This is a genomic window from Micromonospora sp. WMMD1102 (genome assembly GCF_029626265.1).
Classification (GTDB): domain Bacteria; phylum Actinomycetota; class Actinomycetes; order Mycobacteriales; family Micromonosporaceae; genus Plantactinospora.
The window spans coordinates 8395149-8407267 of sequence record NZ_JARUBN010000001.1; the positions used below are offsets into that span (position 1 = coordinate 8395149).

The window sequence follows — 12119 nt, forward strand, 5'->3', positions numbered from 1 at the left end:
TTCGACGGCGTACGAGATGATCCCGGCGAGCGCAGGCCAGGCTCGGAGGATGACCCGGAAAGGACGACTGATGGACGCTGCAATTGCTGAATGGCTTCGGCTAGAGGTAGGGCACCCGGAACCGTTCTGGGACGAGGAACTCGACAAGATTGTGACCTTTGGGGTCCGGCATGCCCGCAGCATCTCCGGACTTGAGCGCTGCCGGTCCCTCGAAGTCCTGGTTCTGTCCGGCTACGGCTGCGCTGACCTCCCAGATCTCAGCGGTTTTTCGGAACTCTCCAGTCTGAAGGTTGCCGACAGCGAACTCCGCGACATCGGGCCGGTCCGCACCGCACCATCGCTGCTCGTGCTGAACGTGGAACGCAGCCTCGTTACGGACATCTCCGTCACCCTGGAGTGTACGGAGCTGAGCTTGCTCGACGTCACCGGGAATCCGCTGTCCGACGTGTCATACCGGGAGGTCCTTCCTGAGCTGCGCGCCAAGGGCGTGGACGTGCACGCCTCGGACGAACTGGACTGGTCCCTCACCCGCGCGCTCCACGAGTCGGGCCTGCCGTTCGCCTTCTACCAGCACGCCGACGGACACCGCCTGTCCCGCCCCGGCCTAACCCACAGCGCCACCCCGGAGGCCGGCCACGTCGACATCACCCCGCAGGAACTGGCACACCTGCTGGCAACCAGTCCCGAGGAGATCGAGCCCCTCTTCGACGACCGCACCCGGATATCTGGCCGCCTCTGACCCGAATCCATGAGTACTGTTTGTTCGCCGCCGAGGTGGCTGTTGGCGGCGAGTAGTGCGGCCCACATCCAGATCGTGTTCGCCCCGCGGTTGCCGGAGGGCAGGTGGCGTAGGGCGGCGCCGTGTTTGGCGTCGCGAATGCGGTCTTCGATGTCGGTACGGTGGCGGTGCCACTGACCCGGCGCACGATGCAGGCCAGGCCGGGTGGCCAGCCGGCGGGCTGGTAGCGGGTGACGGCGACATCGGCGCCGGCCGTGCCGATCGCGGGGGTCCAGCCGGTCTCGGCGATGGGGTCGATCAGCCGCCACACTGCCTTGTTGCGGGTACGCCGATGGTGAAGTCGCAGTCCAGGTCGAGCAGGCACTGGGCGATCGCGGCCGAGAAGTAGCCGGTGTCGCCACCGGCTTGCGGCCGGCCGGTGACACCGGCGGCGCGCAGCACCCCGACCGCCCGGGTCAGCAGTTCGACCGTGCCGGGCCGGGGGTCCTCGTCCCCGGCGAGGAGGTCCGCCGACAGCACCAGCCGTGTCTCAGCACCGGACTTGCCGGGTGGGCTGCCTTTACGCCGGAGACGAGTTCAACCTGCCCAACAAGCCGGTGACGTGGCAGGGTCTCCTGAAAGCCGTAGGTCTGTCATAATGTCGGCCGTGAAGATCGCGTAATGTCGCGCTGGAGGGGGTCGGACGTGCCGGCGACGGCCAGCGAGGGCCCTGTCAGCTGTTTCTTCGCAGTCTGGTTGACAGCGTCTGCCGCCCAGCAGCTCTGCGGCGGAGTTAGAAACTTGACGTGAGGGTTGGGTATGACATCACGATCGGGCAACGGTCCCGGCGCGACTCGGCTGGGTGTGGATTTCGGCACGTCGAGCACGGTGGCGATGGTCGCGTCATCGGATGGCCGTTCTCGGCCGTTGCTGTTCGACGGGTCGCCGATCCTGCCGTCGGCGGTGTGTGGCCGGCCGGACGGTGAATTGCTTGTCGGTCGTGATGCGGTCAATGCCGCGCCGACGTTCCCGGACCGGTTCGATCCGCACCCCAAAAGGCGTATCGACGAGGGTGTGCTGTTGCTCGGTGACCGCGAGGTGCCGGTCGTCGACGCCATCGCCGCGGTGCTGCGTCGGGTGGTCGACGAGGCGCGGCGGGTGCTGGGTGGGCTGCCGGAGCGGGTGGTGCTGACTCATCCGGTGTCCTGGGGCGCCCGCCGTCGCGAGGTACTGGCGGGTGCCGCGGCCGCTGCCGGTATCGGTGGGGCCCGGCTGGTCGCCGAACCGGTCGCCGCCGGGCAATACCTGGTCGACGTGCTGGGCCAGCGCATCCCGATCGGGAGTAACCTGCTGGTCTACGATCTCGGCGCGGGTACCTTCGACGTGTCGGTGTTGCGACGGCTCGCCGACGGGTTCGAGGTCGTCGCGTCCCAGGGGCTCCCGGACGCTGGCGGGCTGGAGATCGACGCGGGGGTCATGTCGCATCTCGCCGCCAGTCTGGTTGGTCGTAATCCCCGCACGTGGGAGCGGCTGTCGGCGCCGGTCACGCCGGCCGACCGTCGACACCGCCAGCAGGCGTGGGACGCAATTCGCGCGGCGAAGGAGACACTGTCCCGGACCGGACACACCTTGATGCACCTGTCGGCCATCGACGACGATGTCCCACTCGGACGCGAACAACTCGACGCGCTGGCCCGCCCGGTCCTCGACCGTACGATCAGTACCGCCCGCGCGGTCCGGCTCGACGCCGGCATCCCCGCCGACGAGCAGGTCGCGGTCCTCCTGGTCGGTGGGGCCAGCCGGATGCCGCTGGTCGCGACCCTGATCACCCGATCGTTCGGCACCGCACCGACCGTTATCGAACAACCCGAACTCGTCGTCGCCGAGGGGGCGCTGACCGCCCTCCACGACACACCCGCCCCGGCAACCGGTCCTGCCCGGTTCATCAGCCACGCAATTGCCGGGCCGACACACGTGATCGCCGGGCCGACACAGGTGCTCCCGGTGCTGCAGGTGGGCCAGGAACAATCTCCGGGAACGTCCGGTGTGCCGGCCGGCGACCGCCGGGCAGGGCCGTCCATCAGCACGCTTCGAGATGTGATCCGGCGTCGCCGGCCCATGTGGATCGCGCTTGCCGCAGTTGTCGTCGCCGTCGCGCTCGCCACCGGGATCGGTTTGACACTGAACGGCAAGGGCGGCCTGCCCGCAGGCCTGTCTCTCGGGGTCGGTATCGGCGACGGCATAGGCGACCCAGATGGTCGTGGAACGGTTGCCCAGGAAGGGGACTCTCGGACGTCGCCGGGACCCAGCGCGTTGTCGCAGGATGGACACACGGCCGCGCCCGGCGGCACAGGCGGGCCATCCGTGACGCGGAATCCGTCCACACCACCCACCCAGCCATCGAAAGGCCCCGCGAACGACAACCCCACCGACGACGACCCGGCGAGTGATAACCCAGTGGTAGGCCCCGATCCCTTGCAGCACAGGACATGGCGATACCCGAATCCTCCTTATGCGTGCGCCGAAGCTGGAATGCGGGTGACGCGGACATCCGGAACGTCCACAGCATGGCCTCCGTTGGTCGCCACCGCATGTGCGGCAAGGAACAGCAACGGGAGCACCGGGGAAGTGGCGTGCAAAGCCAGCGCTGCCATCTGCGATGGCATCACTTTGCGGGCAACCTTCCGTCTGGTAATCCGACCATGCGGCGGCGGCTCAGCACTGGAGACGGTGCCACTGGGGCCCCGCGAGGAGACGGAGCGATTTTTACAGGTGCTGGCCTACGGCTATCCGAGCACCTTGATTGAGGCCGTTGTAACCGTGTCCCTGATGGAGGCCAAGGCCGAGGGGAGCGTCTGGAAAGCCGCCACGCCGGCCACCGTTACCAGTCCCTGCTTTGACCCTGTAAACCCGTGATGCGCGATCAGCGGCCTCCGTCCATCGCCCCACGGGGGATCCTTAACGCCCGCATCCGCAAGGCCGTCCGCGCCCGAGGGCACTTTCCCAACGAGCGAGCGGCACTCAAGTGCGTGTACATGGCCCTGATGAGCATCGACCCAACCGGCGCCGGGCGCCGCAGGTGGACCATGTCGTTAGAGGTCCTGCCTTGGTAGGGCAGAGGGAGAGCCGAGCCCCCGAATTCAGGGTGAAGGTCATGGAAGCGGTGTAGCTCCTGGATTGCAGCCGCGAAGAACTCCCCGGCGTATGGGGCGCGGAACGCTCAGATGGTGGCGGCGGGAACTAGGGAGACCCTCCCCGACCCCGTGTGCTGCGGATGCGTGCTGGAGCGTCGGGTCCTGTAACGGCCCACGCCGGGAAGTGGATCTCGTGTCGGGAGGGAGTCGCAGGCGGCCGTAGTACTGCTGGAGCCGAGCGGACAATATAACCGTGGGTGAGGGAACGGCCGCTACTTCGTCGTCAGCGCACCGACATCCGGCCGGGACCAGCCCGGCCGGATGCGGCAATAGTCAGATCCGGGAAAGCAACGGCCTGGCAGAGCACTGGGCCGAGCCGATGTTCTTCAACGTCAGTATCAGCTCCCGCTCTGCTGAGCCGTTGGAGTTGATGACCTGCCGGTAGTAGTGGCGCGTGATCTGCATCGTGCAGCCAAGCTCTACCGGCTCGACGTTGATGACGTGCGTGGCGGTCGTCGGGTTGGCGTTGTTCCAGGTGGTGGTTATCGATGAACCGGCGTTCAGAGTCCGCTGGGTCAGTCGGCTCTCCGTCGGGGTGACGCCCTTCAGGACGTCGGCCGAGCAGGCGATGTTCCCGATGTTCTGCACCTCGGCACGCAGGTAGACGGGCTGCGCCACGTCGCCCTGGGCGACCCGCTGATACCAGGTACGCAGCACCTTGAACCGGCAGTTGTTGGAGCTTGTGGCCCCGCTGGGAAGCAGGCCGATCAACCCCATGTCAAAGACTTGTCCGACCTGGGTGAGCTGAGTGGAAAAAGTCATGATCTCGGAGGGGTCCATGCCGCCGGTGGATCCGATGGTGCTTCCGCCGAGCGAGGAGAGGATGACGTTGGTCCCGCAGGCGATCGATCCGACGTTCTTGATCGTGAAGTGGAACTTGCGCTCGCCCGTGTTCAGCCGCTCGTACCACTCGTTGGTGACCTCGAACGCGCACACGGCCGAGGTGCTGGCTCCGACCGGGGACAAACCGACCTTGTACACGGCGCTGTGCGGGTTGGCGTTGTTCCAGACCCAGCTCGCCGAGGCGCCGGCCGATATGGTGCCGCTGAAGAAGTTGGTCTCGGTGGCGGCCTGGGCGGGAGTCGACATGACGATCGCGCTCGCGGGCACGGCGAGCACCGTGACCGCGAGCAGGCGCAGCAGTGTCGATGCCGCGCGCCGGCTGGAACGTTCGGGACTGTGGGGCATGCAGAGCCTCCCAAAATGCTCGGTTAAGAACATTTACACTGCTGGATATGCAGCCGGAGTAGTATCAAGGTGCCCGTCGCCGAGCGGCAATCGTCTATCCGACATCTCTAATTTCGGGATGACACACTGCCGCAACGAATAAGCCAGCCGCGCATCAATGTAGTCGAACTGCGCCATCACCGCGACATCGTCCATTATGGTCCCGAAACGGAAATGTACTGGTAGCCGTGGATACCGTCCTTTCAGGGCTCGCGCACGCACGGTATCTCATCGACAAGGGACATCCGTATCCGAGGCATAGGGAAAACCCCAGTCGACGGGCATGACGCGATGATCGAAACATCGTGGCCCCGGCTGGCCCGGCTGCGGATCGGGGGTTGTCCGGGATCCACCTGACGGGCAGGTGAATGCGGTATCAGGTAGTTTGCTGCTCTTCGGCTAGTTCTCGCCGTAATTGTTCGAGCACGGCAGTATCGGCTCCGAGGGCGGTGTGGCCCACTTGGCGGTCGATGTCGATGACGAGCTCCATCTCATCGATCGCCTCGTCGAGGTTGCCCTGATCACGATTGACCATCGCGACGTTGTATCGGGTGATGGCTTCACCCGCGCGGTCGCCGACTTCTCGTCGGATCGTTAGGGCTTGTCGGTAGTAGGTGAGGGCTTGTTGTGGGTCGCCGAGGGTGTGATGGGCGTGGCCGATGTTGTTCAGGGTGGTGGCTTGGCCTGCGCGGTGGCCGATCTCTTGCTGGATGGGCAGGGCTTGTTGGTAGTAGGCGAGGCCTTGTTGTGAGTCTCCGAGCCCGTCGTCGTAAACGCCGCCGATGTTGTTGAGGGTGGTGGCTTCGGCTGCTCGGTCGCCGATGTCCTGCTGGATGGGTAGGGCTTGTTGGTAGTAGGTGAGGGCTTGTTGCCTGTCTCCGAACTCGTCGTAGTCGCGACCGATGTTGTTGAGGGTGATGGCTTCGCCTGCGTGGTTGCCGAATTCTTGCTGGATGGGTAGGGCTTGTCGGTAGTAGGTGAGGCCTTGTTGTAGGTCTCCGAGCCTGTGGTGGACGTGGCCGATGTTGCTGAGGGTCGCGGCTTCGTTGCCGTGGTCGTCGGCCTCGCGGTAGAGGTGTAGGGCCTGCTCGTAACTTTCCAGGGCGCACCGGCGCTGCCCGGTGTAGGACTGGGCCCAGCCCAGGTCGTAGAAGGCGCCGGCATCCGGGCCGAGGGTCAGGGTCGCGTGCGCGAGGGCCTCGACATCAGCGAACCGAGACCTGCCCAGCCAAAGCCTCGCCACCCCGTGACCGGCATGCCGGGCGATTGCCGGCTCCCGGCCCGCCACAGCCAATCGATGCACCTCCACCCACTGAGCGAACGTGGCGGTCGACCTTCTGTGAGTCGAGTCATCATCCACAATGGCCGGCACGATACGGCCTACAGAAATCCGGCGGTCCGCATCGACCATGATCTGACAATCGCACCCCGGCGGATCACGTGTTCTGGGGCGCCTGACCACACTCTCGCCGACGGCAGGCATACGGCGGTCCGACAGCAACCCGGCGGGGGTCGATCGGTCTGGGCGGGTCGGAGCGGAAGACGGCGATGCTCCCGTGCCGGTGGCGACGGGAGCATCGGTACGGGGTACGTCAGCGGTGCTTGGCGAGGTTGACGAAGGCGCGCCAGGCGGTGGCGCCGAAGGTCAGGGCGGGGCCGGTCGGGTCCTTGCTGTCCCGTACGCCGACCACGCCGGGCAGGTTGTCCGCCACCTCGACGCAGGAACCGCCGTTGCCGCCGGAGCGGGTCGACTTGCGCCACCGGGCGCCGGTTAGCTCCATGATTTCGCCACTTCCTTGATCAGATCGAGCGACGGCCGGAGCGGAAGGGCGTCGTTCCGCACGACCTCCCACATCCTGCTCAGACTAGCAATGTCGTCGGGGTTGTCGACGAGCTGCGCTTTGAGCTGGTTGTCGGCGTGCCCGAACCGGCGGTTGTCCGGGAGGTCGGCCAGGATGAACTGGCCGGCCATGCCCAGATAGATACCGGTCGACGCCGGCACCACCTGCACCTGGACGTTGTCCAGCTCGGCCAGCTCGATGATCCGCTCGACCTGCTCCCGCAGCACCTCCGGCCGCTCCGGCACCTGCCGGCGCAACACCGCCTCGTCGATCACCGCGATGAACAGGGGCGGCTTCTCCCGGGTCAGGATCGACTGCCGGGCCAGCCGGGACGCGACATGCTGGTCGATCTGCTCGGCGGTGAACCGGCCACCGGCCAGCGTCGCCCGCGCGTACGCCTCGGTCTGCAACAGCCCGGGGACGTAGGCCGGCTCGAACCAGCGGAGCAGGACCGCCTTCCGCTCGATCTCGATCCAGTCCTGCAACCAGATCGGGGCGGCGTCGAGCCCGGCCAGCTTGACCAGCAGCCGGCTGTACGTGCCGCCGGTGCCGAACGCCCTGTCGATCGCGGTGACGTAGTCGGCGGTCGGTGGCCGGTGCCTGGTCTCCACCGAACTGACGTGGGTCGGCGAGAACTTGATCGCCCGCCCCCATTCCTCCTGCGTCGCACCCCGGGACATCCGTGCCTCGATCAACTCCTCGACCAACAGGTCGATCGCGCTACCCACCACGCACCCTCCACTCAGTTTCGGCGGTCGACTACTTGCGCTACTCGCGACTACGCACCCCACGGCGCTGAGCTGCGCGAACGCGCCCTGAAACTATCGACCGTAGTCGTCTCCACAGCAGACTGTCACCAGCGGAACCGCTCGGGGTCGTACTGGGACGGGCGGAACCGCGGCGGGGGCCGCCCGGGCCCTTCCCCTTCCCGGCGGCCCCCGCTTCCAGAGGCGAGCGGAGGAGGTTGCGGGATGCTTCGGTTGCTGAGACTGCTGCGGCTGGCGGGACGTGCGACGGCCAACCGACACCGTCGGGACTGGCGCCGGCTCTGGCGCTACTGCCGGTGCGGGCTGCGCTGGCGGTGCCCGGACCGGCTGGTGTCGACGCCGCTCACGCCGCCGTCGACGCCGCTCGTGCCGGTCGCGCCGCCGCCGACCCCGCTCGCGCCGGTCGCGCCGCCGTCGATGCCGGTCGCGCCGGTTCCGCCGGTCCGGGTTCGCCGGCCGCAGGCTGGCCGGCGGCTCCACCTCCGCGCCACGAACCAGCGCCAGGACTGGGAGCGCGCCCCCGAGCACCGTACGGGGCGCGACGGCCAACTCGTCCAGGACCGATCAGTCCGGGCGGGCAGCGCTGGCCGGTTCGGTCAGCGGCGTCCCCTCGCCGAGGAGCGCACGCGGCTGCCGAGCGCGCGATGATCGCGGTTCCGCCGGAACCCTGGCCGGCGATGGCCGCTCCGGACCCAGGGCCCCCTTCGGGAAGCTGTGCGGGCGCTCCGCAGTGCCGGCTCGTGCGGTCGGATGTGTCGCCAGTCGGGGTGGGCGCACCAGCGGGGCAGCTCGACAGTCTCCACCGGGACCACCCCCGGGCAGCCGGCCCGCCGGCACGACCATCCCACCTGCCGCGCCGGCCGCTCTGGCTCTGCCGGGCATGTGCGGCGGAGTGGCCGTGCCTGACCGCCCGCAGCCTGCTGGTCGTCGAGTACGTCGTGGATCCGGTCGGACTGTCGGTCTACCTCGCCACCATGCTCCAAGCGGCGCTTGAGGACCACCGACGGCTCAGCCCCGATCCGGGGCCGGACCCGGCCAGGATGTACGCCCGCTTCCTCGGCTGGGCGAAGCCGCGCCTCGACATCGCCCGAAACCGACTCGGCAATGCCGAAACCAGCTAGACATAGACATTGCCCGGAAACCAGCTCGGGACCGGCGCCGACGGCAATCGGCGCCGGTCCCGGCTGGATCAGGACCGCGAGGCGGGGATCAGCGCAGGCTCACCCCGGCCGCTGCCGCCCGGCGCTCGCCGTCGGCCTTCAGCTTCGCCGCCTTGTCCAGGTCGGCCTGTGCGACGATCACCGAACCGAAGACGCGTACGGCCTGGTAGTAGGTCCAGGCCAGGCTGTAGCAGGCCGGGCGGACGAACGCGTTGTACGTCGCGCAGACCCGCCGCAGGTCCTCGTAGAAGGCGCTGTCCAGCCGGGCCTTGTTCGGGTCGAACTGGCCGACAGCCTTGTAGTTGCGGTAGCCGAAGTCGTGCCGGTAGCAGGAAAGCTCGAAGTTGAACCCGAGCGGGTTGTCCGGGCTGGACGAGCAGTAGTCGGTGCTCCAGTTGAAGGCGTACCCGGCCCAGGCGGCCTGGTTGGTGCGGGCCGAGTTCCAGGAGTTGTAGCTGCTGGCGCTGGTCTGGGTCCAGCTCGACAGGACCGCGAGCTTCTGTTCGGGGGTGACGGCGGCGGCCGCGGGCGCGGCGAAGGCGAGGATCGCCAGCAGCGCGGACGTGCCGGCGGTCAGGACGGTGAGCAGGCGACGGGACAAGGTACCTACCTCCGGATAGGAGCGGCCTCCCTCGTGGGGAGCCCTGGGGCGGGGCGGAGCTGTCACCGGTAGGTGAACGCCCTGGTGACAGTCTCGGGGAATCGTCGCCCGCTGATCTCTATCCGACCTTTATTTTCGTTGACAGGCGCCATAACAGGCGAATGCTCCGGGGTGGCGTGCCTGCCCCGGAGCATTCGCCTGTCAGTGCCGGCCGGTCCGGCTCAGCGGAGTACGAACCAGGGCGGGCTGGGCTGGCTCTCGTTGCCGAGCCGGTCGAGGGCGGTGACGTAGTAGCTGTACCGCCGGCCCGGCTCGGCGGTGTCGTCCAGCCAGGACTGCCCCCCCGCACCGCTGGCCCGGACGGTGCCGACCAGGTTGCCGGCGTCGGCGAAGCCGCAGTTGCCGGGCAGGTCGATCCCGTCGAACCGGTAGACCGCGTACGAGGTGGCCTGGCCGAACGGCCCGAGCCCGTCCACCGGCTGCCGCCAGCGCAGTTCGACACCGCCCGACTTCCGGATGGCGCCGGTCAGCACCGGGAACATCAGCGGCTTGGCCGGCAGGTGCGGCATGGTCGGGATCAGCGCCGGCCGGGAGTAGTGCTCGGCCGCGTAGACGTCGGTGGCGCCGAGCCGGTTGGCCCGGACCTGCACCGCGCTGAAGTGGATGTTGCCGGCGACCTGCGGATGGTCCCGGTTGAAGGTCAGGTGCCTCGACATCTCGGCCGGGTCCTGCCAGGGCGCCGGCTGCGCCGGGTCACCGATCTTGTAGTCGGCCTGGCCGACGTAGAGCTGCACCCGGGTGCCGGCGACCACCTCCGACCACCAGGGCACCAGCTTGGCGTAGTCGGCGACCGCGAAGCCGATGTTCCAGTAGACCTGCGGCACGATGTAGTCGATCCACTCCTCCTTGACCCACTTGCGGGTGTCGGCGAAGTTGGCGTCGTACGACTGGGTGCCGTTGGTCTGCGAGCCGAGCGGGTCGGCCGAGGCGTTGCGCCAGATGCCGAACGGGCTGACCCCGAACTTCACCCACGACTTGACCGCCTTGATCCGCTGCCCCATCTCCTTGACCAGCAGGTCGATGTTGTGCCGCCGCCAGTCCGCCTTGCTGGCGAAGCCAGCGCCGTACTCCTCGAAGGTCGCCTGGTCGGCGAAGTCCTGCCCGGCCGCCGGGTAGGGGTAGAAGTAGTCGTCGAAGTGCACGCCGTCGATGTCGTACCGCTTGACGGCGTCCAGCATGGCGGTCTGGACGAACTGGCGTACCTCGGGGATGCCGGGGTTGTAGTAGAGCCGGGAGCCGGCGGCGTTGAGCGGGTAGGCGACCGCCCAGTCCGGATGTTCCCGGACCGGATGTCCCGGGGCCAGCTTGCCGACGTCGGCGCCCGCGCCGTCCGGCATCGAGATCCGGTACGGGTTGAACCAGGCGTGGAACTCCAGGTTCCGCCGGTGCGCCTCGGTGACCAGGTAGGCCAGCGGGTCCCAGCCGGGGTCCTGCCCCCGCACCCCGGTCAGGTACTCCGACCACGGCTCGTACGGCGACGGCCAGAACGCGTCGGCGGTCGGCCGGACCTGCACGACCACGGCGTTGTGGTTGAGCCGCTGGGCCAGGTCGAGCCAGCCGGTGTACTCGGCCTGCTGCGCGGCGATCCGGTCCGGCGCGGTGTACGACGCCTTGGTCGGTCAGTCGATGTTGACGACGCTGGCGATCCACATTGCCCGGAACTGCCGTTTCGGGGTAGCGGGATCGGTCGGGCAGCCGGCGCTGCCGAGGGCGGCGGTGGCGCCGTTGGCCGTGCTGGTCGCGGGGGCGGCGGGGGCGGCGTATCCGGGTGTGGCGGCGGCGAGGGAACCGAGCAGTGCCACCGCCAACCCGGCGGCGATTATCCGATGTGGCCTCATACGGTGTGTCCCTTCGTCAGGCTCTCCGGGGGTGGAAGTAGGCCCGGCGGCGAGTTGTCGGCGATTACTGTCGACCCACTCGTATCGCTGGAAGGAAATTTTCACACCATCGGGGCCGGCGCAACCCCCCGCACGGTTGGGCCGGAGCGGCTCACCGGGTCGCCGGCCCGGCGACGCCGACCAGCGCCGCCACCCGGACCAGTGCCTCCATCCGGCCCTGCGCCAGACCGTCCCCGTCGAGCCGCTGGCCGACGATCCAGATCCACTCGTCCCGGTAATAGTGTGAGATGTCGTGCCGAACCTGCTCGACCCGGAGCCGGAGCGGGTGGCCGCCGTACCGCCAGTCCTCCTGGCGGAGCTGGAGCACGGTCCCGGACGCCAGGTCGGGGACCGTGGACGGGTCGGGGGGCGTGGGCAGGTCGCGGGTCGTGGACAGGTCGGGGGGCGTGGGCAGGTCGGAGACCGCGGGCAGGTCGGGGGCTGCGGGCGGCGTGGTCACGGCACCTCCAGGCACGGCGGATCTGTGGAGCGCGGGGGTCACGGTGGGCGAATGACCGCATCTGACGTCACAGCGTGCTAATTCGGCGGTACCCAGCGCAACGTATCTAACCAAAATTTCAGCTCGATGCATGGCCGGACGCCCGACCACAACCAGCCACTCGGCCCCGATCCGCTTGGCCGGCCAGCCCAGTGGGATGATCCCGGCTATGTTG

13 protein-coding genes and 1 pseudogene are annotated in these 12119 nt (G+C 68.2%); 5 read left to right on the forward strand and 9 right to left on the reverse strand.

Annotated elements, in window-relative coordinates; translation table 11 throughout:
* Nucleotides 1-70 precede the first annotated feature (70 nt).
* The gene (locus tag O7626_RS38170; protein ID WP_278065787.1) at nucleotides 71-739 is read left to right on the forward strand and encodes a hypothetical protein; all 669 of its coding nucleotides are present in this window, start codon (nucleotides 71-73) and stop codon (nucleotides 737-739) included.
* 297 nt (nucleotides 740-1036) lie between these two features.
* Here the strand turns inward: O7626_RS38170 and O7626_RS38175 are convergent, their stop codons facing one another.
* Nucleotides 1037-1258, reverse strand: coding sequence for a hypothetical protein (locus tag O7626_RS38175; protein ID WP_278065788.1), 222 nt, complete (start codon nucleotides 1256-1258; stop codon nucleotides 1037-1039).
* Nucleotides 1259-1537: 279 nt separating this feature from the next.
* On the opposite strand from O7626_RS38175, the gene O7626_RS38180 reads away from it, so the two are divergent.
* Both O7626_RS38180 and O7626_RS38185 read left to right on the forward strand, forming a co-directional pair.
* Entirely contained in the window at nucleotides 1538-3634 is a 2097-nt protein-coding gene (locus O7626_RS38180) for an Hsp70 family protein (RefSeq protein WP_278065789.1), read from the forward strand.
* Between the two features lie 41 nt (nucleotides 3635-3675).
* Nucleotides 3676-3807, forward strand: a pseudogene (locus tag O7626_RS38185) (transposase); the annotation flags it as partial.
* Nucleotides 3808-4185: 378 nt separating this feature from the next.
* Here O7626_RS38185 and O7626_RS38190 read toward each other — a convergent pair.
* From O7626_RS38190 to O7626_RS38205, 4 genes are all read right to left on the reverse strand, one after another.
* Nucleotides 4186-5100 carry a hypothetical protein gene (locus tag O7626_RS38190; RefSeq protein ID WP_278065790.1) on the reverse strand — a complete coding sequence of 305 codons (915 nt, stop codon included), beginning with the start codon at nucleotides 5098-5100 and terminating at the stop codon, nucleotides 4186-4188.
* A gap of 415 nt (nucleotides 5101-5515) precedes the next feature.
* Nucleotides 5516-6550 carry a tetratricopeptide repeat protein gene (locus O7626_RS38195; protein WP_278065791.1) on the reverse strand — a complete coding sequence of 345 codons (1035 nt, stop codon included), beginning with the start codon at nucleotides 6548-6550 and terminating at the stop codon, nucleotides 5516-5518.
* Nucleotides 6551-6731: 181 nt separating this feature from the next.
* A complete protein-coding gene (locus tag O7626_RS38200) occupies nucleotides 6732-6920 on the reverse strand; it encodes a DUF397 domain-containing protein (protein WP_278065792.1) in 189 nt (62 codons plus the stop codon).
* Nucleotides 6911-7708: a helix-turn-helix transcriptional regulator gene (locus O7626_RS38205; protein ID WP_278065793.1), complete on the reverse strand. Its 798-nt coding sequence runs from the start codon at nucleotides 7706-7708 to the stop codon at nucleotides 6911-6913. The genes O7626_RS38200 and O7626_RS38205 overlap by 10 nt, the downstream gene beginning before the upstream one ends.
* Before the next feature lie 243 nt (nucleotides 7709-7951).
* Here O7626_RS38205 and O7626_RS38210 point away from each other — a divergent pair, with 243 nt between their 5' ends.
* Entirely contained in the window at nucleotides 7952-8395 is a 444-nt protein-coding gene (locus tag O7626_RS38210; RefSeq protein WP_278065794.1) for a hypothetical protein, read from the forward strand.
* 119 nt (nucleotides 8396-8514) lie between these two features.
* Complete coding sequence (locus O7626_RS38215) at nucleotides 8515-8868, forward strand: hypothetical protein (protein WP_347404837.1); 354 nt, start codon at nucleotides 8515-8517, stop codon at nucleotides 8866-8868.
* 88 nt (nucleotides 8869-8956) lie between these two features.
* On the opposite strand, the gene O7626_RS38220 is transcribed toward O7626_RS38215, so the two are convergent.
* The 4 genes from O7626_RS38220 to O7626_RS38235 form a co-directional block, all read right to left on the reverse strand.
* A complete protein-coding gene (locus tag O7626_RS38220) occupies nucleotides 8957-9508 on the reverse strand; it encodes a phospholipase (protein ID WP_278065795.1) in 552 nt (183 codons plus the stop codon).
* 221 nt (nucleotides 9509-9729) lie between these two features.
* A complete protein-coding gene (locus O7626_RS38225; protein ID WP_347404885.1) occupies nucleotides 9730-11154 on the reverse strand; it encodes a family 10 glycosylhydrolase in 1425 nt (474 codons plus the stop codon).
* A gap of 33 nt (nucleotides 11155-11187) precedes the next feature.
* Nucleotides 11188-11406 carry a hypothetical protein gene (locus O7626_RS38230; RefSeq protein WP_278065796.1) on the reverse strand — a complete coding sequence of 73 codons (219 nt, stop codon included), beginning with the start codon at nucleotides 11404-11406 and terminating at the stop codon, nucleotides 11188-11190.
* Nucleotides 11407-11557: 151 nt separating this feature from the next.
* The gene (locus tag O7626_RS38235; protein WP_278065797.1) at nucleotides 11558-11905 is read right to left on the reverse strand and encodes a hypothetical protein; all 348 of its coding nucleotides are present in this window, start codon (nucleotides 11903-11905) and stop codon (nucleotides 11558-11560) included.
* Nucleotides 11906-12119: the final 214 nt, after the last annotated feature.

Bases quoted from the DNA above. Each gene is read 5' to 3' on its own strand.
- O7626_RS38180 (WP_278065789.1), top strand. From the start codon at position 1,538: ATGACATCACGATCGGGCAACGGTCCCGGCGCGACTCGGCTGGGTGTG.
- O7626_RS38195 (WP_278065791.1), bottom strand. From the start codon at position 6,550: ATGGTCGATGCGGACCGCCGGATTTCTGTAGGCCGTATCGTGCCGGCC.
- O7626_RS38230 (WP_278065796.1), bottom strand. From the start codon at position 11,406: ATGAGGCCACATCGGATAATCGCCGCCGGGTTGGCGGTGGCACTGCTC.
- O7626_RS38210 (WP_278065794.1), top strand. From the start codon at position 7,952: ATGCTTCGGTTGCTGAGACTGCTGCGGCTGGCGGGACGTGCGACGGCC.
- O7626_RS38170 (WP_278065787.1), top strand. From the start codon at position 71: ATGGACGCTGCAATTGCTGAATGGCTTCGGCTAGAGGTAGGGCACCCG.
- O7626_RS38200 (WP_278065792.1), bottom strand. From the start codon at position 6,920: ATGGAGCTAACCGGCGCCCGGTGGCGCAAGTCGACCCGCTCCGGCGGC.
- O7626_RS38190 (WP_278065790.1), bottom strand. From the start codon at position 5,100: ATGCCCCACAGTCCCGAACGTTCCAGCCGGCGCGCGGCATCGACACTG.